This window comes from Glutamicibacter sp. BW77 (assembly GCF_002332285.1).
GTDB classification, from domain to species: Bacteria; Actinomycetota; Actinomycetes; order Actinomycetales; family Micrococcaceae; genus Glutamicibacter; species Glutamicibacter bergerei.
The window spans coordinates 21,800-46,452 of sequence record NZ_NRGT01000041.1 but is presented as its reverse complement, the minus strand read 5'-3'; the positions used below and the strand labels follow the sequence as shown (position 1 = coordinate 46,452).

Sequence of the window (24,653 nt, the reverse complement as noted above, 5' to 3'; positions counted from 1 at the left end):
GTAAGGGAGATTTCCATGTCTTCAAACCTAGTCACCCCAAGCTGGGCCGATAGGTTGCCGACGCACGTCACCCGGCTTGTTCACGGTCTGGCGATCGCCTCCTTGATCTCTCAGGTTGGCATCATCATCACCGGTGGCGCAGTACGACTGACCAAATCTGGTTTGGGCTGCTCACACTGGCCAAACTGCGTCCCGGGTTCCATGACCCCGGTCCCTGAGATGGGCGTGCACGGCCTCATTGAGTTCGGTAACCGCCTACTCACCTTTGTGTTGCTGGCTATTGCAGTGGCGTTTTTTATCGCCGTCTGGAATATGCGCAAAACTCATCGCTCGATCTTCACCCTTGCTTGGGTTCTTTTGGCAGGCATTCCCGCTCAGGGCGTCATCGGTGGCATCACCGTATTGACCGACCTAAACCCTTGGGTTGTGTCCCTGCACTTCATTCTTTCGGGAACGCTGGTCTGCTTGGCCACCATTTTGGTCAACCGCACCCGACGAGAGCTAAAGCAAGAAAATCACCAAGCTTCGACGAAATCGGTTGGTCAGTTCGCCACCGCCGCTTGGATATTGTCCATGCTCGCAGTCATTATGGGCACCATCGTCACCGGCACCGGCCCACACGCAGGTGACGCTTCTGCACCTCGTCACCTCTTTGATCCATTGCTAGTCACTCGCATGCATACCGCACCGGTATACCTGTTGATTGTGGCCACTATTGCAGTACTCGTCTTGGCCTACCGCGCCGATGGCAACTCAAAGGTCCGTACAGCTGCCTGGTGGATGGTAGTGGTCATCCTCGCGCAGGCGGCCATCGGATACACCCAGCACTTCACTGGCTTACCTATCACCTTGGTACTGCTACATATGCTCGGCGCTAGCCTGCTGCTGGTGGCGGCCACCAACCTGTGGGACTGTGCCGTCCGGCTTCCTCGGAGCGAACGCGTAGAACAGCGCTAAACGCTATCTAAGACTCAAGCGGCTGGATCCCCGGGGGGATCCAGCCGCTTTTGCTTTGCCCTGCCGCTGTGGTCGTTCTAGCGGGTGATGCCTGCTCTAGGGCGCAGTCGCAGCAGCCCATAAATTCCGAAAGACAAAACAATCCCGCCAAACAGCCAGATCGCCCCCACGAGCATTCCACTATCGAATACCGCGACGATCAGGGCCAACACTCCGTATGCCAACACGGCCCAGTAAGAGATACGCAAATTGAGTATGATCCCGACTGCTATCGCCAAGCAAGCAACGGCCCAGATCAGCGCGGGAAGCATGAAAACTCCAATATTGCCGCGTTCGACCCCACTTGCGACGAGCACAACGGGAAGAAGCATAATCAGCACACCGATAATTCGCAGGACAAGCGATTCTCTTCTCCCCGCCTGCAAAGATTTAGCAAAGGGCAGCATCGTGGCCAACCAAATTACGATTGCCATCGGAACATAGAACAGTCCAGCGTCAATTGGATCAGAAACAACTAATGCGGAAGCTGCCACGGCGCAGATCAATGTTGCCCAGCGACGCATCCTCAATGGCACCAGTAAGAGCACCGCTAGCAGAGCAGCCGGCACCAGTGTGAGCACCGCTATTCCGGGCCCATAAAGTTCCACAAGCGCTGTTAGCGAACGTTCGGTTGAACTCGTGTAGTCCGGATGCTGGCCCTCCGCGTTACGAAGAAAGAAACTTACAATCGCCGCGGTAAAAGTTGCCAGTGCGATAGCAACGCCAATGAGAGTATTCCCTACCGGCCAGGGACCCGTTCCACGCGGTTCGGGGACCCCCAGCTCACTGCGAGATGCCTTGGCCACTTCTCTGGGCTCCCCCAAGGCACTGATGACTTCCGATTCGGTACGGCCACTCAGTCTTGACTCCTCGATATGCTCGGAGATGTCTTGGAGAATGACTCGTCGCTGAGCTTCAGGCAGGTCCGCCAAGTATCCGCTAAGTTGACGTACATAGCGCTTGGCAGTCACATCCGGCTTGGTACTAAACATGATGTCCTCCTAATAAACCGTCCACCTGATAACTCAGCTGACCCCAGACCGAGCCAAAGAGTTCTAGTGATTGCCTACCGTTGCCGGTAATTGCGTAATACTTGCGAGAGCGTGAACCGTCGACTTGTTCCCAGCGCGTCGCAACACTTCCCGCGTCTTTCATTCTGGCTAGCAGGGGGTAAAGGCTCCCCTCGCTGGCTGTCAGTTCCAACTCAACGAGCTGATTCGCAATCTCAAGCCCATACATATCCCGCTCCGACAACAACGCAAGAACGCAGTATTCAAGCACTCCCTTGCGCAGGTTCGTGGCGATCTTTTCCGCGTTGAGATTCATACATTGAACTTACCTTGCGTAACAAGTCTTGTATAGCAAGAGAGCTAAACGTTAGCTATTCTTTACCAACTCATCAGCGCCACGTCCGTTGCCACTACGCCGATTTTCCAGACAGTAACCAGGGCAAATGGAAAATCCCCGCTTCCGGCAACGGAAACGGGGATCTATTCAGGACTTTTAGCCAAACAGCGGACTGCCCACGAATGGGTCGAATGCCAGAGCCACGAAGACCAGTGACAAGTAGGTAATCGAGATATGGAAGACCTTCATGGCCTTACGGTTCATCTCAGCAGGACTATGGTCACGCTGGGTCTCGCGGTAAAGAACGTGCGATTCATAAACGAACCAAATGCCCGCCCCGCCGGCAACCGCAGTGTAGACGATGCCTGCATAGCCCATAGGAAGCAAGAGCAACGAACAAACGACCGTGGCCCATGCGTAGAGTACAACCTGAACCGAGACTCGACGTGCATTGGCGATAGCACCAAGCATTGGCACCGAAGCAGCGTTGTAGTCATCGGCGTACTTCATTGACAATGGCCAATAGTGTGGCGGAGTCCAGAGGAAGATCACCAGGAACAAGATGGTCGCCGGCCACTCGACGGTTTCGGTCACAGCTGCCCAGGCGATCAGCACTGGCATGCAGCCTGCAATTCCGCCCCAGACGATATTCTGTGAGGTGCGACGCTTAAGAATCATCGTGTAAAGAACCACGTATAGAAGAATCGCGGCAAGACCAAGTGCAGTGGTGAGCGGGTTGGTGCCGAACCAGAACACCGCGAGTGAAGCAATTGCCAATACCCAAGAGAAGATTAATGCTTCGCGAGGGGTGACATCACCGGTAACCAACGGGCGACCCTTGGTCCGCTTCATCAGCTTGTCCATGTCGCGATCCAGGTAACAGTTAAATGATCCTGCCGCACCTGCGGACATTGCGCCACCTACAAGGGTTGCGATCATCAGCCAGACATCAGGGAAACCGCGCTGCGCGAAAATCATCGTGGGCAGGGTGGTCACCAGGAGCAGCTCTATGACGCGAGGCTTAGTCAACGCCACATAGGAACCGGCCTTACGCTTGACAAAATCCCCGGTGCTTTCATCAGGTTGACGCGACGAGCGCGGCACTGACGTTCCGGTGACATTAAGAGTCTTCAATTAAACGCACTCAGTTCTACACGGGTACAAGACAGACATCTTTTATTCTACGACGAATAGAAGTCGGGCGGTAGTTGCCTTGAGGAAGTATTGCTGAATATCGGCGTGATTCCAGTCATCTTATACATCAACGCGCAGTCACTGACTTCCCAATACTCAGGTGTATACAGGGTGACTTTCACCGGGCCACTGGGTTTTCAGCTCCGCAGTCACTGCACGCTAGTCACATGCTTATAGATTTGTTATCTGACCTTCAACAAAGTTTAAAATTTGTAGGCTAATGACGTTTGGCGTTTCCATAACCGACTCGCCAACCTCCATTTAGCATGACGCAACGCCTCTGTGTCGGGCTTTTCTCAACTCTCGGTCGAAATTACTACTGCCGTGGCGGTTCAAGGTTCGAGTTAGGACACCAGGTTTCTGCGCTCCGCGATGTTCGAGGGGTCAAAGATAGATTCAAATTCTGCGTGTCATGTTTGTTCAAGCCATACAGACAATGCCCGATTCGCGATAGAGTGGTCAGTAATCGCGCCGTCGCCACCAAATACCCCAAATAAGCTCGACTTCGGGTAGGAGGGTCGACGGCGTATTGCGTGTCAGCGGGATTATCCCCGTCCAAGCCTCAATGGAAGGAACGCCGCAGTGGCGACTGAATCCTTAGTAGAAGAGTTCTCACTTACCGAGTTGGATCGTAAGGCCATCGACACCACCCGTGTCTTGGCAGCCGACGCCGTAGAAAAAGTTGGCAACGGCCATCCAGGTACCGCCATGAGCTTGGCTCCGGCAGCATATCTAATCTTCCAGAAGCACCTCCGTCACGACCCGAAGGATCCGAACTGGATCGGTCGCGACCGCTTCGTGCTCTCCCCCGGTCATACTTCGCTGACCTTGTACCTACAGCTCTTCCTTTCCGGCTACGGCCTAGAGATGGAAGATATTGAGGCGCTACGCACCTGGGGCGCTAAGACCCCGGGTCACCCAGAGGTCGGTCACACCGCCGGCGTGGAAATCACCACCGGCCCATTGGGCCAGGGTCTTGCCTCAGCCGTTGGCTTCGCCTACTCACAGCGTCGCATGCGCGGCCTGCTGGATCCTGCCGCAGAAGCTGGCACCAGCCCGTTTGATCACACGGTTTACGTAATTGCATCCGATGGCGATCTGCAGGAAGGTGTCACCTCGGAGGCATCTTCGTTGGCAGGTCACCAGGAACTTGGCAACCTCGTCGTAATTTACGATGACAACAAAATTTCTATCGAGAACGACACCGACATCGCGTTCACCGAAGATGTTCTGGGTCGCTACGACGCCTACAACTGGCACACCCAGCGTGTGGACTGGACCGTCACCGGCGAGTACGTCGAAGATATGGCAGCCCTAGACGCAGCGATCCGTGCCGCCAAGGCAGAGACCTCGCGTCCCTCGATCATCGCTCTGCGCACCATTATCGGTTGGCCTTCACCAACCAAGCAGAACACCGGCGGCATTCACGGTTCAAAGCTTGGTACTGAAGAAGTTGCAGGGCTCAAGAAGGTTCTAGGCTTTGACCCAGAACAGTCATTCCATATCGAAGACGAAGTGTTGGCTCACGCCCGCGAGGTTGTTACCCGTGGCGCGGCACTGCACGAGTCGTGGAATGAAACCTTCAACGCCTGGAAGAGCGCCAACCCTGAAGAGGCTGCTCTACTTGAGCGTCTGCAGGCTGGCGAACTGCCCGAGGGCTGGACCGAAAAGATCCCAACCTTCGAACCAGGTTCCACGATGGCTACCCGCGCGGCTTCAGGCAAGGTCATCAACGCCATTGCCGACGAGTTGCCAGAACTATGGGGCGGCTCGGCCGACCTGGCAGGCTCAAACAACACCACCATCGATACCGCGAAGTCCTTCGCTCCAGAGCGTCGCTCCACGGACTCGTGGGATACCAGCCCATACGGCCGCGTCCTACACTTCGGTATCCGTGAGCACGCTGCTGCTTCGATCGTGAACGGCATCGTGCTGTCCTCGCCGACTCGCGCATTCTCCGGCACCTTCCTGATCTTCTCGGACTACCAGCGCCCGGCTATCCGCTTGGCAGCGCTGATGGGTGTTCCATCGATCTTCGTGTGGACCCACGACTCCATTGGACTGGGCGAAGACGGCCCAACCCACCAGCCAGTAGAACAGCTGGCATCGTTGCGCATCATCCCGAACTTCGACGTCGTCCGCCCAGCGGACGCCAACGAGGTTGCCTACGCATGGCGCGGAATGCTGGAACTGACCGACACCCCATCGGGCATCGTGCTTTCACGTCAGAACCTGCCAATCTACGACCGTTCGGCCGCCGGTTTCCGCGGCGCCGAGGGCACCTTGAAGGGTGGTTACATTCTGGCCGAAGCTGTCCTCGACGGCACAGAAGTCACCCCAGATGTCATCTTGCTGGCCACCGGCTCCGAGGTTGAGTTGGCCGTTGAAGCCCGCGAAGAACTGGCAACCAAGGGTATTGCAGCCCGCGTGGTTTCACTGCCAAGTTTCGAATGGTTCGCCAAGCAGGACGCCGCCTACCGTGAAGAAGTTCTTCCGGAAGCCATCACCGCCCGCGTCTCGGTGGAAGCCGGAGTCGCTCAGGGATGGCGTGAACTAGTTGGTTCCGCAGGCGAGATCATCTCGCTGGATCACTTTGGTGCCTCCGCAGATTACAAGAAGCTCTACAGCGAATTCGGTATCACTACCGAAGCAGTTGTCGCAGCCGCCCAAAAAGTTGTTAAGTAAGGAACTGGTACACAATATGTCTAACCCAAACACCCAGGCCCTGTCCGACGCCGGCGTATCCATCTGGCTCGACGACCTTTCCCGCGAACGCTTGACCAGCGGCTCGCTAGCCAAGCTCATTGAAGAGAAGAACGTAGTTGGTGTCACCACCAACCCGTCCATCTTTGCCGCGGCGCTGTCCAACGCGACCGTGTACGGCGAAGCTATCGCCGAGCAGCGTCACAAGTCCGTCGAGGACGCGATCACCGAGATCACCAGTGACGACGTGGCCGCAGCGTGCGACCTGTTCCGTCCGATCTTCGATTCCAGCAACGGTTTTGACGGCCGTGTCTCCATCGAGGTTGACCCTCGTCTGGCCCACGACACCGCACAGACCATCATCCAGGCCAAGGCCCTGTACCAGCGTGTAGACCGTGAAAACGTACTGATCAAGATCCCAGCAACACTGGCCGGTCTCGAAGCAATCACCGAAACCATCGCCGAGGGCATCAGCGTCAACGTCACCCTGATCTTCTCGCTGGAACGCTACCGCGAGGTCATCAACGCGTACCTGATCGGCCTGGAGAAGGCCAAGGCTAAGGGCCTTGACTTGTCCAAGATTCACTCGGTTGCTTCCTTCTTCGTGTCCCGCGTGGATTCCGAAATCGACAAGCGTCTGAATGCGATTGGCACCGAAGCAGCCTTGGCCCTTCGCGGCCAGGCCGGTGTGGCTAACGCCCGTTTGGCTTACCAGGTCTTCGAAGAATCCTTCGCTTCCGCACGCTTCGAGGCACTGGCTGCCTCCGGCGCCAACGTCCAGCGCCCACTGTGGGCCTCGACCGGCGTGAAGGATCCTGCCTACCCGTCCACCCTGTATGTCACCGAACTTGTGGCACCGCAGACCGTGAACACCATGCCGGAGAAGACCTTGGACGCTACCGCGGCCGAGGCTGAGATTCGCGGCAACGTGGTTTCGGGCAGCTACGCCCAGGCTAACGGCGTGCTGGACGCACTGGCAGCCCAGGGCATCGACTACAGCGAGATTGTGTCTCTGCTTGAGGTCGAGGGCGTTGAGAAGTTTGACGTCGCGTGGAACGAACTGTTGGAAGACATGTCGGTGGCCTTGAAAGAGGCCAAGTAAATGGAATTGGGCCTGGTAACTTCCGGGGAGGCCCTCGCGTCGGTTGACCAGCTTCTGCCGAAGCTGATCGAAGCCCGGATTGGCAGCCGTATCGCCAATCAGGACCCAACCGTGTGGGGTGCATCAGCAAAGTCTGAGGCGTCAATCCGTTTGGGCTGGGCACAGCCCTTCGAAGCGGCCGAAAAGTTGCTTCCACAAATCTTGGAGCTGCGCGAGCAGTTGCTGGCTGAAGGTCTTACTCGGATCGCCTTGTGCGGTATGGGTGGCTCCTCGCTAGCACCCGAGGTGATTGCCGCGCATGACGAGGTAGACCTGGTCATCTGCGACACGACCGACCCACAAATGGTTTCGACCATCGTGAACACCGATCTGGAGCGCACCGTAGTGGTTGTCGCCTCCAAGTCGGGTTCCACCGTGGAAACTGATTCACAGCGTCGGGCCTTCACCACGGCTTTCGAAGCCGCAGGCATCGATCCTGCCACGCGGCTAGTGCTGGTCACCGATCCGAGCTCCCCCATGGATAACCCGGAAGGTGTGCGCGCGATCTTCAATGCCGACCCTCACGTTGGCGGACGATACTCGGCGCTCACCGCTTTTGGTCTAGTACCAAGCGGTCTTGCCGGGGCAGATATTGAAGCGCTTATCGAGGAGGCCGGATTAATCTCCGACCTGCTGAGCAGCGACGACGAAGACAATATCGCCTTGCACTTGGGTGCAGCGCTGGTGACCGCAGGACGCGACAAGCTAGTCATTGCAGAAATTGGTGACGCGCTTCCGGGCTTCGGCGACTGGGCCGAACAGCTCATCGCAGAATCCACCGGCAAGCTCGGCAAGGGTGTTCTTCCAGTAGTCGCTGACGCGAACGCACCGGAGCTGAAGAATATCGCAGCAGACATCCTGCCGCTTTACCTCCACGAGCAGTTGCCCGAAGAAGTTGATGAAGCAGCCACGGCGATTCACATCAGTGCGCCACTGGGTACCAGCTTCATGATCTTCGAATATGCAACTGCGGTCGCCGGCTACCTGCTGGGCATCAACCCGTTCGACCAGCCAGATGTGGAGGCAGCTAAGGTTGCCGCTCGTTCACTGTTGGACGCTCCAACCGCCGGTTCCCCGGACACGGTGGATGGCAGCGTTGAACTGTTCGGCACGCAAGCCACTAACCTAGCTGGCGCCTTGGACGAGTTGACTGCACAGTTGGGTGAGGACGGATACCTATCCATCCACGCTTATCTGGACCGCCATGCGGACGCTGGCCTAGAAGCGCTACGCGACCTACTGGCCGAACGCACCGGACGCCCGGTGACCTTCGGCTGGGGTCCACGGTTCTTGCACTCCACCGGCCAGTACCATAAGGGTGGCCCCCGTCAGGGAGTCTTCCTGCAGGTCACCGCAAACCACGAGCAGGATCTAGAGATCCCGGGCCGCCCCTTCAGCTTTGGCGGTTTAATTACCGCTCAGGCGACCGGTGATGGTGCGGTGCTCTCGGACGCAAAACATGGCCGTCCGGTACTGCGCGTGAATCTAACCGACCGCGCCGCGGGTATCGCGGCGCTGCTTGAGGCTGCGAGCTAACAAAAAATATGAGTAATCCACTTCGCGACGCCCGCGACCGGCGGCTTAACCGCATCGCCGGTCCGGGCGCGCTGGTGTTCTTCGGAATCACCGGCGACCTGGCCCGCAAAAAACTTATGCCCGCGGTCTATGACCTGGCCAACCGCGGCCTACTACCCCCAAACTTTGCCATTGTCGGCTTCGGCCGCCGCGACTGGACGGCAGAAGACTTCGCCAATCAGGCTCGCGAATGGATCTTGGCCAGCGCGCGAACCCCGTTTAACGAGACGGTCTTTGACCAGCTGGCCGCTGGAATGCGTTTCATTTCCGGCGCCTTTGATGATGACAATGCCTATGAAAAGCTCGCCGAAACCCTCGACGAGCTGGCAGAGTCCCGGTCCACCGGACGAAACCACGCATTTTATCTTTCCATCCCACCGAGCTGGTTCGACGTAGTCTGCCAGAAGCTCTCCGAGCATAAACTCGCCAAGGATGAGAACCCGGGTTGGGAACGCGTAGTCATTGAGAAACCTTTCGGCCATGACCTACAAAGTGCCAGGGAACTGAACCAAATCGTTGAATCGGTATTCCCCGCCGATTCGGTCTTCCGCATTGACCACTACCTGGGCAAAGAAACAGTGCAGAACCTACTGGCACTGCGCTTCGGCAACCAGATGTTTGAGCCACTGTGGAACAACAAGTACGTGGACCACGTGCAGATCACCATGGCCGAGGACATCGGCATCGGTGGACGTGCAAGCTACTACGACGGTGTGGGCGCAGCCCGCGACGTCATCCAGAACCACCTGCTCCAGCTGCTCGCACTGACCGCCATGGAGGAACCTATTTCCTTCAATGCGGATCATCTGCGCAGCGAGAAGGAAAAGGTACTCACCGCGGTTCAGCTACCCGAGGATCTGGGGCAGGCAAGCGCTCGCGGCCAGTACACCTCCGGTTGGCAGGGTGGCGAGGAAGTAGTCGGATTCCTGGATGAAGAAGGCTTTAACCCGCTTTCCAAAACCGAAACCTACGCTGCGGTCCGGCTGAACATCAATACCCGTCGTTGGAATGGTGTCCCGTTCTACCTGCGTGCAGGCAAACGTTTGGGCCGCCGAGTCACCGAGATTGCGGTGGTCTTTAAGCGGGCACCAAACCTGCTGTTCACAGATCACGCTGATGACGAGTTTGGTCAGAACGCGTTTGTCATCCGAGTCCAGCCAGATGAGGGGGCAACTATCCGTTTCTCCTCCAAGGTACCCGGCACCCAGATGGAGATCCGCGATGTCACCATGGACTTCGGCTACGGTAACGCGTTCACCGAGTCTTCCCCCGAGGCCTACGAGCGTTTGATCCTCGACGTGCTACTGGGTGAACCACCGTTGTTCCCCCGCCACGAAGAAGTTGAGCAGTCTTGGCGCATCCTTGACCCATTCGAAGAGTATTGGGCCGCGCAACCCGAACAGCCAGATCCTTATCTGCCAGGTTCGTGGGGACCGGCCAGCGCGGATGAGTTGATGGCTAAAGATGGAAGGACGTGGCGACGACCATGATGATTGATCTTCCCAATACAACCACCAATAAGGTGGCCAAGAAGTTGATCTCCTCGCGCCGCACCCACGGTGTGGTGGCGCTATCTCGGGTACTGACCTTGGTGGTCATTACTCGTGAGGGTTTCGCTGAGAATGCCATTGAGGCGGCCAACTTGGCCAGCCGCGAGCACCCCTGCCGAATTATTGTGGTGGTGCGCGGTTCGGAAAAGGGCGAAAATCGCCTGGACGTGCAGATCCGCGTCGGCGGAGACGCCGGAGCTTCCGAAGTCATCGTGATGCGTACGCACGGCCCTAATATGGTCGCGGATGAAGCGTTGATCTCGGCCCTGTTACTGCCAGATGCCCCCATTGTTGCCTGGTGGCCACATGGGGTTCCAGCAGATCCGTATAACACCGCGCTGGGCAAACTTGCACACCGACGGATCACGGACTCCAACGAGACTAGTGACCCCACCGAGGCGCTGTTCCAACGGGCCAGCACCTACCGGGCTGGAGACACCGACCTTGCGTGGACACGCATCACCCTGTGGCGCGCGCAGCTGGCCAGCATCATTGATTTGATCGGCACCGAAGGCTTGACCGGCATCACCGTGAAGGGTTCAGAAAATTCACCGTCCACCTCACTGCTGGCAGCCTGGCTGACTATGTGCTTGGAGGTTCCGGTAACCATCGCGGCGGATAAGTCCACCGGTGGTCTATCTAGTGTCCGACTAACCCGCGAGGCCGGGGACGTGGAACTTTCGCGTCCTTCCGGTGCGGTGGCTCACCTGTACCTACCTGGCTCAGCTCCCCAGCGAATCTCGCTGCCACGGCGTTCGGTGGCCGAGTGCCTGGCCGAAGAAATGCGCCGACTCGACGCCGACGACGTCTTTGGCGAAGTCATCACCCGTGGACTTGCCTTGACCAACCTAAGGAGCATCCGTTCCAGTGATCGCTAGACAAATTGTCATCCATGAAGATGCTAATGCGACCGCGCAAGGTATCGCCGCGCGATTGATCACCTCGATCGCCGACGCTATTGCCGCTCGAGGAGTGGCCCACGTGGTGGTGACCGGCGGTTCGCTGGGCATTGCGACGTTGGTTGCCGTGGCACAAAACCCTGCAAACATCGCGGTGAATTGGTCCGCCGTCCACTTCTGGTGGGGTGATGAACGATTTGTCGCTGCCGACAGTGCGGACCGCAATGCGGTGCAGGCCGAACCGTTATTCGCTGCCTTAGACTCACTAGGACTTGAGCGGGCTAACGTACACATGACCGGTGACAGTGACTCCTACGCTAGTGCCGAGGACGCGGCAGCTGCCTACACGCAGTTGCTGGCCGAGGAAGCCAGCGATGGTGCCGCAAATCCGGTGTTTGATGTATTGATGTTGGGCATGGGCCCGGATTCGCACGTGGCGTCGCTGTTCCCGAATCACACTCGTTCCGATGAGCTCGGCGCGATTGCGGTACATGACTCCCCTAAGCCACCACCTCATCGGGTGTCGCTGACCATGAGCACCATCAACACCGCCCGTGAAGTTTGGTTGTTGGTCTCCGGTGCGGAGAAAGCCCCGGCCTTGGCAGCAGCCCAGCACGAGGTTAACGAGCTGGCGGTGCCGGCTAGCGCCGTTCAAGGCACCGAAGCAACTCGCTGGTTGATTGACCGTAGCGCGGCCACGCTACTCTAAGCACAGACAAAAACCGGTGTTTCCCATGTGTGGGAAGCACCGGTTTTTGTGATTTGAAAGGACTTCCCTTGAGTTCCCTCGCACATTCAGAACAGCCAACTCGAATTACGGTGATCGGCGCCGGCGTCATCGGGTTATCCAGCGCCCATGAGTTAGCAAGTGCCGGCCACCAAGTCACCGTGATCGCCGATCAAGACAGCTTAGAAACCGTCTCGGCGGTAGCCGCCGCCATCTGGTTCCCCTACCATTCCGAGAACTCCCCCGCCGCGGACCTGTTACTTGCCCGCTCCCTGGCGCGCTTTGAACAGCTAGCTGACATCGCCGAGACCGGGGTGGATTTGCGCACCGGATTAAACGTCGACCATGTGCCTGGAGCCGACCGCTCATGGACAAAAATCGTGGCAAACGTGAGTGAGGCACCCCCAGCAGATCTGCCCGAAGGCGCCTTCGCCGGAGCCTATGCAACGGTTCCCATCATCACAATGAGCACCTATCTGTTGTGGCTGAAACACGAGGTGGAAAAGCTGGGAGTGACTTTCATCCATGAGACCATCAAGGAACTTAAAGAGCTGGAGCATGACGCCGACGTAGTGGTGATCGCCGGCGGCTTGCGTGGCGGCGAGCTACTGGGCGATGACGATACGGTGTACCCAATTCGTGGCCAGGTCCTCCGACTGGCGAACCCGAATAACCTGAGAAGTTGGTTGTGCGACGATGACTATCCGGATGGGGTTAGCTACATTATTCCGCGGCGTGACGACATTATTGTCGGCGGCACCGACACCGCCCATGACTGGAACCAAGAAGTTGACCCAGCTACCGCAACACAAATCCTGTGCCGTGCCACCGCGCTGGTGCCGGAACTGGCAGGACTACAAGTTCTCGAGCATAAGGTTGGCTTGCGTCCGGCACGAGCGAGCATCCGTTTAGAACTCGTCTCGGGCCACCCGCTGCCAGTGGTGGCTGCCTACGGCCATGGTGGTGCGGGAGTGACCCTCTCCTGGGGTACGGCACAACGCGTTGCTGAACTCGTGGACAGCGCACTTAGTTGACCCACAACATGGGCCCTGGTAAGCGTGTCTCCGCGGCGTAGTCGGGCACAAAACCGACGATTAGTCACCCCTCGAAAACAACCCAGAGGGGTGACAATCGGGGCTTCCGCTACGCTTGGTCCCTTCGCTTTTTGAGCCGCTAATATGCGCTACAAATCACACTAGACAAAACACGGTTCAGGCGTAGTATTTCATTCGTTACTCCCGCTCGCGCATAAGCACGATGCAACTTCGAACGATGTGAAACTATGCGCGCAAATTCATCTAGACCCCCGCACAGCCGGGGACAAATTTCACTGGCACAACCAGCCCAGGTCGTCGCATTGGGATTCTTAGGTGCGATTCTTGTTGGCGGCTTATTGCTAGCTAGTCCGTGGGCGAACAGCGAAGGCCAATTCACTTCCTTGGTCGATGCGATTTTCACCGCGACTTCCGCAGTCTGCGTGACCGGGCTGACCGTGGTGGACACGGCGACCTACTACACCCTCTTCGGCAAAATCATCATCATTGCGCTCATCCAGCTCGGTGGCTTAGGGATCATGCTCGTCGCGTCGCTGTTGAGCATGTTGTTGATGGGAAAAATTGGCACGCTTACCCGGCTCTCCAGTCAACGCGAAAGCAGCGCACTCAGTGGGAAGGATATCCGCACCGCCGCGAAGACGGTGTTATTCCTGTCCCTGTCCATCGAAGCACTCACGGCCTGTGTGTTGGCCATCCGGTTCTGGCTCAGCTACGACCACAGCTTGCCGTTGGCCCTGTGGCATGGCGCATTCCATTCGATCTCGGCCTTTAACAATGCCGGCTTTGCCTTGTATTCGGATAATCTCATGGGCTTTGTTGACGACCCGTGGATTAGCCTACCGATCAGCTTTGCCATCATCCTCGGCGGTCTAGGATTCCCCGTGCTCGTACAGCTGCGCCGTTACGGTTCGAACACCCTGAAATGGAGTATGAATACTCGACTGGTCTTGCTGATGACAGCGATTCTGCTCGTCGGCGGCACCGCATTCATCACAATAATGGAATGGAACAACCCCAAGACGCTCGGAGCACTGGATCCAGCAGGCCGCCTCTTGGCCGGATTCTTCCAATCAGTGCAGACGCGTACCGCGGGTTTCAACTCCATCGACATCGGAGCCATGCATCCGGCAACCTGGCTAGGCATGGATGTGCTCATGTTTATCGGCGCCGGACCGGCTGGTACTGCTGGTGGCATAAAGATCACGACGGTTGCGGTCTTGGCATTCATCATCATTACTGAGCTACGTGGAGATGCTGCCGTGAAAGTGTTGGGCAAACGTCTCTCACGTTCGGTCCATCGCCAAGCGCTCACCGTTGCATTACTGGGTGCCGCAGCAGTTTTTGCCGGGACTATGTGCTTGGTGTTGTTTACCGACTACTCACTGGATCGTTGCCTCTTCGAAGCGTCGTCGGCTTTTGGTACCGTCGGGCTGAGTACGGGCATCACCGCGGACCTGCCCGACGCGGCCAAAGCAGTGTTGATAACTCTGATGTATCTGGGGCGCGTGGGAGTGCTTTCCCTAGGCTCTGCACTAGCCCTGCGCAATCGAAAGGCTCTCTATGAGCTCCCCAAAGAAAGGCCGGCCATTGGCTAAGCTACTAAATTTCCGTTCAGAATCGAAGATTGCCGCCACTGCCGATTCGGTGGCTGTCATTGGGTTGGGCCGCTTTGGCAGTTCACTTGCGTTAGAGCTGATGAAAACCGGCACTCATGTATTGGGTATTGACCAGCATGAGGACAATGTTCAGGCGCTCAATGGCGAATTGACGCAGGTAGTCAAGGCCGATGCCTCCCGCCGGGAGGTTCTTGAACAGCTAGCCATCCATGACTTTGACCGAGTAGTTGTTGCCGTGGGCAGCCACCTGCAGTCCTCAATCTTGTGCTGTTCTCTACTTGTGAGCATGAAGATTCCGCTGATTTGGGCGAAGGCGCAAGATGACAGGCATGGGCTGATACTTGATCAACTCGGCGTTAACCATATCGTCTATCCAGAAAAAGACATGGGCCGCAGGGTGGCCCACCTGGTCCGCGGGTCAATCATGGATTACCTGGAAGTGGACCCCGGATACGCCATGGTTAAGATGATGGCGCCAAAGTCTCTCTGTGGGATTCCGTTGAGCGAAACTCAGACAAGAAAAAAGTACCGGGTGACCATCGCGGCCAAGGCCAGCGGAACAGGTATCTGGCAGAACACCGATGTAGACACCGTGCTCAATGAAGGCGATCGGGTGCTGGTGCTCGGCTCCACCGTAGATACTGATCGATTTGGGCAGCTACGTTAACAGGATGCACGCAAGCTTAACGAATTTGAGGGTCCCACTTACGTGAGACCCTCAAATTTTAGTCGCTTATGACTCGACGCTAAATCGCATCACTAGCGCCAGACCGATAATGACGGCGCCCCAGACCAGACCCAAAATAATGGTGATTCGGTTCAGGTTGCGCTCGGCAACGCCTGACGAACCCATCGAGCTGGTCATGCCGCCACCGAACATGTCGGACATACCGCCGCCTCGACCCTTATGAAGCAGGATCAGGAGGGTTAGCAAGACACTGGTAATGCCCAGTAGTACTTGCAGAATGATCTTGATGATATCCAAGTCGACGGTTCCTTAATTAGATTCAGTCGGTGACCAGATGGTGCTCGAACCTTACAATATTAGCAAATTCTTCGGCATCCAAGCTAGCACCACCGACCAACACGCCATCAACATCTCGTTCGCGCATGATTGCGGCGGCGTTTGCAGCCTTGACACTGCCACCGTAAAGCAGGCGCGCCTTCTGCGCAACTTCTTCACCGAAACGCTCCGTCAGTGCCCCACGAATCGCGGAACACATTTCCTGAGCGTCTGCTGGTCCGGCAACTTCACCGGTTCCAATGGCCCATACCGGTTCGTAGGCTACAACCAGGGTTGCTGCCTGCTCGGCGGTAATGCCCTCCAACGACTCGGCAAGCTGTGTCAGCGTGTAAGCAACGTGTTCGCTTGCCTGACGCACCTCAAGGCCTTCCCCAACACAAAGTACCGGGGTCACCTCGTGGCGGTAAGCGGCGGTAAGCTTCGCGGCCACCACTGCGTTGGTCTCGTTGTGGTACTCACGTCGCTCCGAGTGGCCAACCAGCACATAGCTGCAACCGAGCTTGTTCAGGAACTGACCGGAAATTTCTCCGGTGTACGCACCCGAATCCTGGGCGGACAAATCCTGAGCGCCATAAACGACGTCCAGCTTATCGCCAAGGGTCAGGGTCTGCACACCACGGATGTCGGTAAACGGTGGGAACACCGCAACCTCAGCGCGATCATAGTCGTGCTGTGCATCCTTCAGAGTCCACGCCAATTTCTGCACCAGAGTGATGCCCTGGACGTGGTCCATGTTCATCTTCCAGTTGCCGGCAATTAGCGGCTGACGCACATAGGCGCCGTTATTCGACATCGTCATAATTTAGCCTTCCAAAGCGGCAACACCGGGCAGGGTCTTACCTTCAAGGTATTCAAGTGACGCTCCGCCACCAGTGGAAATATGGCCGAAATCATCCTCAGAGAAGCCCAATGCACGTACCGCAGCAGCAGAATCGCCACCGCCAACTACGCTGAACGCCTCGGAATCAGCCAGAGCCTGGGCCACCGTACGGGTACCCTCGGCAAAAGCTGGGATTTCAAAGACGCCCATTGGGCCGTTCCAGAACACCGTGTTTGCACTCGTGATGTAGCTGGCGAACAGTTCCGCAGACTTTGGACCAATGTCCAAGCCCAAACCGTTAGCGCCGAAGCTTGCGTCCTCGATCTTGTCGGCGTCAAGCACCTCGTGCTCGGCGTCGGCACCAAACTTGCTGGCCACCACCACGTCACTAGGAACAATGATGTCGCAGCCAAGCTTTTCAGCTCGGGTCAGGTATTCCTGGCAGACAGAAATCTGATCTTCTTCAAGCAAGGATCCGCCAATAGCGTGCCCCTGAGCCTTCAGGAAGGTGAACGCCATGCCTCCACCGATCAGCAACTGATCTGCTTTGCCAAGCAAGTTGTCAATGACCGCAAGCTTGTCCGAAACCTTTGAACCGCCCAAAACGACAACGTAGGGACGCTTCGGAGCCTCGGTTAGGGTCTTGAGAACCTTGATCTCAGTAGCGACGAGATCGCCCTGATAGCTAGGCAGCAAAGCCGCAATGTCGAAGACCGAAGCGTGCTTACGGTGAACCGCGCCAAAGGCATCGTTCACATACGCGCCGTTATCGCCGGTCAGCAGAGTCAAGGCCTTAGCGAATTCCTCGCGCTCGGCATCCACCTTGGAGGTTTCACGAGCGTCGAAACGCACGTTTTCAAGTACGAGAACCGAACCTTCGGTCAGCGCTGCAGCGGACTCGCGAGCAGAATCGCCCACAACGTCGGTTGCTACACTGACCTCAAAGTCGGATAACTCGTTCAACCGATGTGCTGCCGGAGCGATGGAATACTTCGAATCGACCTGACCCTTTGGGCGGCCCAGGTGCGCCATCACGATGACCTTGGCGCCAGCCTCGGTCAGTTTGGTGATCACCGGAAGGGACGCGCGTACGCGTCCGTCATCAGTTACGGTCGCCCCGTCGAGCGGTACATTCAGGTCACTACGAACCAAAACGTACCGCCCGCGGACACCGTCAGCGAGTAAATCGTCGAGAGTGTGAGAAGTCATGTCTCTAGGTTATCGACTAGAGGCTTGATCCCACGAATTCAACAAGGTCAACGAGTCGCGAAGAGTAACCCCACTCGTTGTCGTACCATGCCACAACCTTGGCGGTATTGCCGATCACCGTAGTCAAACCAGAGTCAAAAATAGCCGAGTGAGAGTTCGTCACAATATCCGAGGAAACCAATGGATCGGTCGAGTACTCAAGGTACTCAGCCATCTTGCCTTCGGTTGCAGCCTTCTCGAAGGCCGCGTTGATCTCTTCCACGGTGGCGGTACGTGCCAGGTTGACCGTCAGGTCGGTAGCTGAGCCCGTTGGAACCGGCACGCGCATGGCGTAACCGTTGAGCTTGCCCTTCAACTCTGGCAGGACCACACCGATGGCCTTGGCGGCACCGGTGGAAGTTGGGATGACATTCAGCGCTGCGGCACGCGCACGGCGAGGATCGCTATGCGGGGCATCTTGCAGGCGCTGGTCTGCGGTGTAGGCGTGAATGGTGGTCATTAGACCGTCAACAATGCCGAATTCATCATTCAACACCTTGGCCATAGGGGCCAAGCAGTTGGTGGTGCATGAAGCATTGGAGATGATGTGGTGGTTTGCCGGATCATACTTCTCGTGGTTGGCACCCATCACGATAGTGATGTCTTCATCCTTGGCCGGAGCCGAGATGATGACTTTTTTTGCGCCAGCAGCAATGTGCTTCTTGGCGTCTTCGGCTTTGGTGAAGAAGCCCGTCGATTCGATGACGACATCGACGTTCATCTCGCCCCATGGAAGGTTTGCCGGGTCGCGCTCGGACAGAACCTTGATGCGACGTTCTCCGACGACGATGGTATCGCCGTCTACGGATACCGGCTGGCCGACTGGGCCGAGCACGGAATCAAATTTCACCAGGTGAGCAAGGGAATCGATTGAACCAAGGTCATTGACGGCGACGATGTCGATGTCTGCGTTGTGTGCAAGAGTTGCACGCAGGAAGTTGCGTCCGATTCGACCGAAACCATTGATTCCAACACGAGTTGTCACGTGACTATCTCCTCTAAATGGGATGACGTTGCCACAACCGTGCTTTTCACGGAGGTGGCCTGCTTATCTAAGAGGACACTCCGTTGTGCCGTGATTGCGGACCTCGCTAGACGCGAGGTCCGCAACACACTTGAAACATTCTACGCGATAAACGCGGAAAATGTGAGGTGAATTACCCGAAGGTTAATTCAATGAAAATTACTTACCTGGAACGATGAGCGAAGCGGCGCCGGTGCGGGCTGCTTCGAAGCGTGCCTGGACATCTGCCCAGTTCACGATGTTCCAGAAGGCCTTGACGTAGTCAGCCTTAACGTTGACGTAGTCCAGGTAGAAGGCGTGCTCCCACATGTCCAGCATCAACAGTGGGATGGTTCCGACTGGAACGTTGCCCTGCTGATCGTAGAGCTGCTCGATGACCAGCTGGCCGCCCAGTGGCTCGTAAGCCAAGATTGCCCAACCCGAACCCTGCAGGCTCATGGCCGAAGCGGTGAAGTGGCCGCGGAAAGCGTCGAACGAGCCGAAGAACTCGTCCAGGGCTGCTGCCAACTCGCCGACTGGCTTGTCGCCACCCTCTGGGGAGAGGTTGTTCCAGAAGATCGAGTGGTTGGTGTGTCCACCCAAGTGGAACGCCAGGTCCTTCGAAAGCTTCGGGATGTTACCGAATTCGCCCTTTTCGCGAGCTTCTGCCAACTGCTCCAACGCCGAGTTTGCGCCAGCAACGTAGGTTGCGTGGTGCTTCGAGTGGTGCAGCTCCATGATGCGAGCCGAGATGTTCGGCTCTAGTGCAGCGTAGTCGTACTGCAATTCAGGCAGTGAATAAACAGCCATGATTCTCCTCAATCTTCTCAATTGGTTGAATCTCCGCGGAAGGTCTCCCGCGGGGACAATTTTTACTGTTCCAGTTCATCTACTGGAACACTGGACTCAGTGCCAGGTATTCCCATATCACCGGCTTTTTTATCAGCCATCGCCAAAAGGCGGCGAATGCGACCGGCGATCGCGTCTTTGGTCATCGGCGGCTCGGCCATGCGACCCAGCTCGTCCAATGACGCTTGCTTGTGCTCCAGACGCAGGACTCCGGCGTAACGCAGATGCTCGGGCACCTCGTCACCAAGAATTTCTAGCGCCCGCTCTACACGGGCGCCGGCAGCTACGGCGGCCTGTGCACTGCGGCGCAGGTTAGCATCGTCGAAGTTCGCTAGGCGGTTCGCGGTTGCGCGAACCTCTTTACGCATCCGACGTTCCTCCCACACCATGAGTGCATCATGTGCACCCATACGGGTCAAAAGCTGAGCGATAGCATCGCCATCGCGAATGACCACGCGGTCCACGCCACGTACCTCGCGCGCTTTAACGGTGAGGTCAAGACGTCGAGCAGCACCGACCAGAGCCAGTGCGGCTTCCGGCCCAGGGCAAGTGATTTCTAATGCGGAACTGCGTCCAGGTTCGGTCAACGAACCATGCGATAAGAACGCACCGCGCCAGACCGCTTCCGCATCCGCGGTGGAACCGTTAACAATCACCGAGGGAAGCCCACGCACGGGACGTCCACGCTGATCTAGCAGGCCGGTCTGCCGCGCTAAAACTTCGCCATCCTTGGCAACGCGCACGATGTATCGACTACCCTTGCGGATTCCGGAACCAGAGACCATGACAATCTCTGCGTCGTGCCCGTAGAGCTCGCCAATGGCGACCTTGAGTCTGCGAGCGGTCGCAGCCAAGTCAACCTCGGCCTCGATAACTATTCGCCCGGAGACAATATGTAGTCCGCCGCTGAAGCGGAGCATGGTCGAAACCTCGGCCTTACGTACCGATGGCTTGCGAATCTCAACCCGCGACAGCTCGTCTTTGACGGAAGCCGTCAATGCCATGAATCAAACTCCCTTACATAGATCCGATTAGGACCCTATTGCGGTAAACACCTCATGATAGGCCGCCGCTAAGCGCAACGGGTCGTGCTCGGCACGACCGTCAGATACCCCTACTCTACTAAAGAAGACACGCGCACCGAGTTTTTGCGCTGCCAGCTCAAATCTCTCCTTGTTACGAATCCGCGCTTCATCTGCGATAATCGCATCAAATTTTACTTCTGGAGCGTAGCGTCCTAATACTTCAAGATGCGCTGCAGCGTCCATTCCACTGGTTTCCGCGGTGTCCGTGGCCAAGTTCATCGTCAGCAGTTTTTTAGCGGTTGTGTCGGCAAGGGCCTGACGCATATCGGGTAGCAATAAATGTGGCAACACCGAGGTATACCAAGACCCTGGGCCAAGGATGACCCAGTCGGCCAGCTCAATCGCGTCCAACGCTTCGGAACAAGCAGGCGCATCAACTGGTTCGAGATGAACGTTAGCGACCAGTCCCCCACCCCCGGCAGCTGCCAGTCGGGCTTGCCCGTCAATGCGTCTCTTAATTAAGGTATCGGTCACTTCGTCCGCTTCAAGGACTTCACCATGAATGGACAAAGGAACGGTGCTCATCGGAAGTACCTGACCGCGTGCGCCCAATAGCGCACCGGCCCAGCGCAAGCCGGCCACTGGATTATCCAGCAGTTCCCAAAGTGCGAGAATCAGCAGGTTACCCACCGCGTGACCATTGAGCGGTTCTTCGGGATACTCATCCGATTTAAACCGGTGTTGCATGACATCGCGCCAAGTGCGGCCCCAGTCATTATCGTCACAGAGCGCTGCGAGCGCCATGCGCAAATCTCCTGGAGGCAAGACGTCAAAGGAGCCGCGTAAGCGACCTGAGCTGCCACCGTCGTCTGCTACCGTCACTACCGCGGTCAATTCGGTAGTTAGTCGGCGAAGTGCCGAAAGTGAGGCGGACAGACCATGTCCTCCACCCAACGCAACCACCGAAGGGTTGCGCATATCATCGGGCCGGGTAAGACCCTGAATCGGGATCGGTCCCGTTGCGAATGCCATCGAAGACTACTCCCGGCCTAGATCACGGTGCGTGATATTCACTCGCACATTTGGCAGCTGCGCCAAGCGACGCCCCAATTCGATGGTAGTCGCGACTGAACGGTGCTTACCGCCGGTGCAACCCACAGCGATGGTGGCATAGTGCTTGTTTTCGCGGCGGTAGCCCTCAAATACAGGTTCAAGTGCCTTCAGGTAATTAGTGATAAATTCATTGGTCCCCGGCTGACTCAAGACGTAATCTGAGACTTCTTTGTCTTTTCCGGTCTGCGGGCGTAGCTCGGGAACCCAGTGTGGATTCGGAATGAAACGTACATCCGCCACGTAGTTGGCGTCGGTAGGAAGACCATATTTGAACCCAAAGCTCATCACGTTAATACGCAGAATAATTGGCCCAGATTCAGCAAACAGCTCGGTGGCCGAACGCGCAAGGTCATGGACCGACATTGAGGTCGAGTCCAAGATCAGTTCGGCAGCTTCACGCAGTGGTCCTGTAACGTCACGCTCACGTTGAATACCGTCGAGGATACGCCCGTCTTCCTGCAACGGGTGCGGGCGGCGACCCTGTTCGAACCGGCGAACCAGGACTTCGTCGCTGGCATCCAGATAAACCATGCGGTACTTCACCCCGCCACTGGTCAGCAGGGCCAAAGATTCACGAATCTCTGGGAACAAATCCTTCGAGCGAACGTCCATGACCACTGCAAGCCGTGCAATGGTTCCACGCGATCGACTCATCAGCTCGGTGAGCATGCCCAGCATCGATGGTGGGAGGTTCTCCACCACGTACCAGCCAAGGTCTTCTAGCGCATGGGCAACAGTGGTTCGTCCCGCGCCAGACATGCCCGTGACGATCACGAGCTCGGATTCCGGAGGTTTTACAGCTTCATACTCGGTGGTCATAACTCAAGGCTAGTCGACAATTTCACCGGTAGTCATGTTCACACCCGCACGTGAAGTATCTTCTAAGGATTCCTTGATGGAAGTCGCAAGTTTTTCCCCGACTCCGGGGACTTCCATAAGTTGTTCCAGCGTCGCAGTACGGATCTTTTTCATGGACCCGAAATGTTTACGCAACGCTTCCTGTTTGGACTTGCCCAAACCGTTAATAGCGTCCAAATCCGAAGAAATCATCGACTTAGAACGCTTCGCCCGGTGGAACGTAATGGCGAAACGGTGCGCTTCGTCGCGCAGTCGCTGTACTAGATATAGAGCTGCTGAAGCACGAGGCAGAATCACCGGGAACGGATCTTCAGGCAACCAGAGCTCTTCGAGACGTTTCGCTAGACCGACCACCGGAATATCATCAATACCCAAGTCATCTAGGGCTTTCTGAGCGGCCGCTACCTGTGGCGGACCACCGTCAACAATCACTAACGACGGGGGGTAAGCGAATTTTCTCTTCTCGGTCGTTCCAGCCTCAACTTCCCCGGTACTAAACGTATCCGGGTCAAGTTTTTCTTTCAGATATCTGTTGAAACGACGGTAGATGACGTCATACATGCTGGCCGTATCATCTCTCGCCGCGTCGCCGGTGATAGAGAATTTTCGATACTCGCTCTTCTTCGGCAGCCCGTCTTCAAAGACCACCATCGAGGCGACTACGTTGGTTCCCTGCGTATGCGAAGCGTCGTAACATTCGATACGTAAGAGCGCAGTTTCCGCACCCAGGGCTTCCTGGAGTTCTTGCATTGCGGCCGAACGAGTCGAAATATCTCCGGCGCGTCTGGACTTGTGCAGACGTAATGCTTGTTCGGCGTTTTCAACCACGGTCGAGGCCAGTGCCGCTTTGTCACCGCGCTGTGCGACCCGCAGTGAAACATTGGATCCACGCAGTTCGGTCAGCCAGGTTGTTACGTCTTCAATATCGTCAGGCAAGGTAGGGACCAGTACCTCGCGTGGGATCCGGTCCGCATGATCGGCATAAACCTGAGTGAGTAATTGCTCCACAAATTCGGCGTCGGTTAGGTCCGCAACCTTTTCCACGACCCAGCCGCGTTGTGAACGAATTCTGCCGTCTCGTACGTGGAAGACCTGCACGGCAGCTTCGAGTTCATCTGCATGAATACCGAAAACATCAGCCTCGGTATTCTCGGCAAGAACCACGGCATTACGTTCGAAGACCTTATTCAACGCAGCAATGTCATCACGGTAGCGCGCGGCCTTTTCGTACTCGAGCTTACCCACTGCCTCTTGCATTTGACTGGTGAGTTGGCGCGTGAATTTCCCTGCTTCACCACCCATAAAAGTGCAAAGGTCATCTGCTAGTTCCCGGTGTTCCTCGGGACTGATACGACCCACACAGGGCGCGGAGCACTTGTCGATATAGCCCAGCAGGCAAGGGCGGCCCGACGCTTCGGCGCGTTTAAAAACGCCCGGTGCGCAGGTGCGGACCGGGAATACACGCAAAAGAGTGTCGAGCGTTTCGCGAATTGCTTTGGCTGGGTAAAACGGGCCAAAGTATTTGACGCCCTTACGTTTGTCTCCCCGCATCACCAAGGCACGAGGGAACTTCTCATCCATCGTTATTGCCAGGTACGGGTAGGTTTTGTCGTCTCGGAAGACGATGTTAAAGCGTGGGGTGTATTCCTTGATCCAGGTGTATTCCAGCTGCAGTGCTTCAAGCTCCGAGCCTACGGTGGTCCATTCAACACTCGCCGCGGTGAATACCATCGCACGAGTTTTAGCCGTTAGCCGCTGTGGGTTAACGAAGTAGGAGGCCAACCGGTTGCGTAACACACGGGCTTTGCCGACATAAATTACCCGACCGTGCTCGTCGCGGAAACGATAGACACCGGGTTTAGTGGGGATATCCGATGATTGGGGACGGTAAGTGGCTGGATCTGCCATAA

The 24,653-nt window shown here is 56.8% G+C and carries 22 protein-coding genes; 10 read left to right on the top strand and 12 right to left on the bottom strand.

Annotated elements, in window-relative coordinates; translation table 11 throughout:
* The first annotated feature begins 15 nt into the window (after positions 1–15).
* Positions 16–957 carry a COX15/CtaA family protein gene (locus tag CIK74_RS04565; RefSeq protein WP_096254595.1) on the top strand — a complete coding sequence of 314 codons (942 nt, stop codon included), beginning with the start codon at positions 16–18 and terminating at the stop codon, positions 955–957.
* Positions 958–1,034: 77 nt separating this feature from the next.
* Here CIK74_RS04565 and CIK74_RS04560 read toward each other — a convergent pair whose 3' ends face one another.
* The 3 genes from CIK74_RS04560 to CIK74_RS04550 form a co-directional block, all read right to left on the bottom strand.
* Positions 1,035–1,988, bottom strand: coding sequence for a DUF1700 domain-containing protein (locus CIK74_RS04560; RefSeq protein ID WP_096254594.1), 954 nt, complete (start codon positions 1,986–1,988; stop codon positions 1,035–1,037).
* Positions 1,981–2,322 carry a PadR family transcriptional regulator gene (locus CIK74_RS04555; protein WP_096254593.1) on the bottom strand — a complete coding sequence of 114 codons (342 nt, stop codon included), beginning with the start codon at positions 2,320–2,322 and terminating at the stop codon, positions 1,981–1,983. The genes CIK74_RS04560 and CIK74_RS04555 overlap by 8 nt, the downstream gene beginning before the upstream one ends.
* 177 nt (positions 2,323–2,499) lie before the next feature.
* The gene (locus tag CIK74_RS04550; protein ID WP_096254592.1) at positions 2,500–3,447 is read right to left on the bottom strand and encodes a heme o synthase; all 948 of its coding nucleotides are present in this window, start codon (positions 3,445–3,447) and stop codon (positions 2,500–2,502) included.
* Between the two features lie 672 nt (positions 3,448–4,119).
* Between CIK74_RS04550 and tkt the strand changes: the two genes are divergently transcribed.
* The 9 genes from tkt (at position 4,120) to CIK74_RS04505 (ending at position 15,470) form a co-directional block, all read left to right on the top strand.
* Positions 4,120–6,222 carry a transketolase gene (gene tkt, locus CIK74_RS04545; protein ID WP_096254591.1) on the top strand — a complete coding sequence of 701 codons (2,103 nt, stop codon included), beginning with the start codon at positions 4,120–4,122 and terminating at the stop codon, positions 6,220–6,222.
* Positions 6,223–6,238: 16 nt separating this feature from the next.
* Complete coding sequence (gene tal / locus CIK74_RS04540; protein ID WP_096254590.1) at positions 6,239–7,342, top strand: transaldolase; 1,104 nt, start codon at positions 6,239–6,241, stop codon at positions 7,340–7,342.
* Positions 7,343–8,917 (top strand): hypothetical protein, encoded by a 1,575-nt coding sequence (locus tag CIK74_RS04535; RefSeq protein ID WP_096254589.1) that lies wholly within the window; start codon positions 7,343–7,345, stop codon positions 8,915–8,917.
* An 8-nt stretch (positions 8,918–8,925) separates the two neighbouring features.
* The gene (gene zwf, locus CIK74_RS04530; protein WP_096254588.1) at positions 8,926–10,446 is read left to right on the top strand and encodes a glucose-6-phosphate dehydrogenase; all 1,521 of its coding nucleotides are present in this window, start codon (positions 8,926–8,928) and stop codon (positions 10,444–10,446) included.
* Positions 10,443–11,384 carry a glucose-6-phosphate dehydrogenase assembly protein OpcA gene (locus tag CIK74_RS04525; protein WP_096254587.1) on the top strand — a complete coding sequence of 314 codons (942 nt, stop codon included), beginning with the start codon at positions 10,443–10,445 and terminating at the stop codon, positions 11,382–11,384. Before zwf ends, CIK74_RS04525 begins: the two co-directional genes overlap by 4 nt.
* Complete coding sequence (gene pgl, locus CIK74_RS04520; protein WP_096254586.1) at positions 11,374–12,114, top strand: 6-phosphogluconolactonase; 741 nt, start codon at positions 11,374–11,376, stop codon at positions 12,112–12,114. The genes CIK74_RS04525 and pgl overlap by 11 nt, the downstream gene beginning before the upstream one ends.
* A 68-nt stretch (positions 12,115–12,182) precedes the next feature.
* Positions 12,183–13,166, top strand: a complete 984-nt coding sequence (locus tag CIK74_RS04515; RefSeq protein ID WP_096254585.1) for an FAD-dependent oxidoreductase — start codon at positions 12,183–12,185, stop codon at positions 13,164–13,166.
* Positions 13,167–13,414: 248 nt separating this feature from the next.
* Entirely contained in the window at positions 13,415–14,782 is a 1,368-nt protein-coding gene (locus CIK74_RS04510; RefSeq protein WP_096254584.1) for a potassium transporter TrkG, read from the top strand.
* Positions 14,748–15,470 carry a TrkA family potassium uptake protein gene (locus tag CIK74_RS04505; protein WP_096254583.1) on the top strand — a complete coding sequence of 241 codons (723 nt, stop codon included), beginning with the start codon at positions 14,748–14,750 and terminating at the stop codon, positions 15,468–15,470. Before CIK74_RS04510 ends, CIK74_RS04505 begins: the two co-directional genes overlap by 35 nt.
* A 66-nt stretch (positions 15,471–15,536) precedes the next feature.
* Here the strand turns inward: CIK74_RS04505 and secG are convergent, their stop codons facing one another.
* From secG to uvrC, 9 genes are all read right to left on the bottom strand, one after another.
* The gene (secG, locus tag CIK74_RS04500; protein ID WP_096254582.1) at positions 15,537–15,788 is read right to left on the bottom strand and encodes a preprotein translocase subunit SecG; all 252 of its coding nucleotides are present in this window, start codon (positions 15,786–15,788) and stop codon (positions 15,537–15,539) included.
* 22 nt (positions 15,789–15,810) lie between these two features.
* Positions 15,811–16,626 carry a triose-phosphate isomerase gene (tpiA, locus tag CIK74_RS04495; protein WP_096254581.1) on the bottom strand — a complete coding sequence of 272 codons (816 nt, stop codon included), beginning with the start codon at positions 16,624–16,626 and terminating at the stop codon, positions 15,811–15,813.
* 3 nt (positions 16,627–16,629) lie between these two features.
* Positions 16,630–17,856 (bottom strand): phosphoglycerate kinase, encoded by a 1,227-nt coding sequence (locus CIK74_RS04490; RefSeq protein WP_096254580.1) that lies wholly within the window; start codon positions 17,854–17,856, stop codon positions 16,630–16,632.
* 16 nt (positions 17,857–17,872) lie between these two features.
* Positions 17,873–18,880, bottom strand: a complete 1,008-nt coding sequence (gap, locus tag CIK74_RS04485) for a type I glyceraldehyde-3-phosphate dehydrogenase (protein ID WP_096254579.1) — start codon at positions 18,878–18,880, stop codon at positions 17,873–17,875.
* Positions 18,881–19,078: 198 nt separating this feature from the next.
* Positions 19,079–19,708, bottom strand: coding sequence for a superoxide dismutase (locus CIK74_RS04480; RefSeq protein WP_096254578.1), 630 nt, complete (start codon positions 19,706–19,708; stop codon positions 19,079–19,081).
* A gap of 62 nt (positions 19,709–19,770) precedes the next feature.
* Positions 19,771–20,751, bottom strand: a complete 981-nt coding sequence (gene whiA / locus CIK74_RS04475; RefSeq protein WP_096254577.1) for a DNA-binding protein WhiA — start codon at positions 20,749–20,751, stop codon at positions 19,771–19,773.
* 27 nt (positions 20,752–20,778) lie between these two features.
* A complete protein-coding gene (gene yvcK, locus CIK74_RS04470; protein WP_096254576.1) occupies positions 20,779–21,804 on the bottom strand; it encodes a uridine diphosphate-N-acetylglucosamine-binding protein YvcK in 1,026 nt (341 codons plus the stop codon).
* 6 nt (positions 21,805–21,810) lie between these two features.
* Positions 21,811–22,704 carry an RNase adapter RapZ gene (gene rapZ / locus CIK74_RS04465; RefSeq protein WP_096254575.1) on the bottom strand — a complete coding sequence of 298 codons (894 nt, stop codon included), beginning with the start codon at positions 22,702–22,704 and terminating at the stop codon, positions 21,811–21,813.
* Between the two features lie 9 nt (positions 22,705–22,713).
* Positions 22,714–24,651 carry an excinuclease ABC subunit UvrC gene (uvrC, locus tag CIK74_RS04460; RefSeq protein ID WP_096254574.1) on the bottom strand — a complete coding sequence of 646 codons (1,938 nt, stop codon included), beginning with the start codon at positions 24,649–24,651 and terminating at the stop codon, positions 22,714–22,716.
* Between the last annotated feature and the right edge of the window lie 2 nt (positions 24,652–24,653).

What these genes read in the sequence shown, in the direction of transcription:
- CIK74_RS04565 (WP_096254595.1), top strand. Translation starts at nt 16, where the DNA reads ATGTCTTCAAACCTAGTCACCCCAAGCTGGGCCGATAGGTTGCCGACG.
- CIK74_RS04560 (WP_096254594.1), bottom strand. Translation starts at nt 1,988, where the DNA reads ATGTTTAGTACCAAGCCGGATGTGACTGCCAAGCGCTATGTACGTCAA.
- CIK74_RS04555 (WP_096254593.1), bottom strand. Translation starts at nt 2,322, where the DNA reads ATGAATCTCAACGCGGAAAAGATCGCCACGAACCTGCGCAAGGGAGTG.
- tal (WP_096254590.1), top strand. Translation starts at nt 6,239, where the DNA reads ATGTCTAACCCAAACACCCAGGCCCTGTCCGACGCCGGCGTATCCATC.
- CIK74_RS04535 (WP_096254589.1), top strand. Translation starts at nt 7,343, where the DNA reads ATGGAATTGGGCCTGGTAACTTCCGGGGAGGCCCTCGCGTCGGTTGAC.
- zwf (WP_096254588.1), top strand. Translation starts at nt 8,926, where the DNA reads ATGAGTAATCCACTTCGCGACGCCCGCGACCGGCGGCTTAACCGCATC.
- CIK74_RS04525 (WP_096254587.1), top strand. Translation starts at nt 10,443, where the DNA reads ATGATGATTGATCTTCCCAATACAACCACCAATAAGGTGGCCAAGAAG.
- CIK74_RS04510 (WP_096254584.1), top strand. Translation starts at nt 13,415, where the DNA reads ATGCGCGCAAATTCATCTAGACCCCCGCACAGCCGGGGACAAATTTCA.
- CIK74_RS04505 (WP_096254583.1), top strand. Translation starts at nt 14,748, where the DNA reads ATGAGCTCCCCAAAGAAAGGCCGGCCATTGGCTAAGCTACTAAATTTC.
- tpiA (WP_096254581.1), bottom strand. Translation starts at nt 16,626, where the DNA reads ATGACGATGTCGAATAACGGCGCCTATGTGCGTCAGCCGCTAATTGCC.
- CIK74_RS04490 (WP_096254580.1), bottom strand. Translation starts at nt 17,856, where the DNA reads ATGACTTCTCACACTCTCGACGATTTACTCGCTGACGGTGTCCGCGGG.
- CIK74_RS04480 (WP_096254578.1), bottom strand. Translation starts at nt 19,708, where the DNA reads ATGGCTGTTTATTCACTGCCTGAATTGCAGTACGACTACGCTGCACTA.
- whiA (WP_096254577.1), bottom strand. Translation starts at nt 20,751, where the DNA reads ATGGCATTGACGGCTTCCGTCAAAGACGAGCTGTCGCGGGTTGAGATT.
- yvcK (WP_096254576.1), bottom strand. Translation starts at nt 21,804, where the DNA reads ATGGCATTCGCAACGGGACCGATCCCGATTCAGGGTCTTACCCGGCCC.
- rapZ (WP_096254575.1), bottom strand. Translation starts at nt 22,704, where the DNA reads ATGACCACCGAGTATGAAGCTGTAAAACCTCCGGAATCCGAGCTCGTG.
- uvrC (WP_096254574.1), bottom strand. Translation starts at nt 24,651, where the DNA reads ATGGCAGATCCAGCCACTTACCGTCCCCAATCATCGGATATCCCCACT.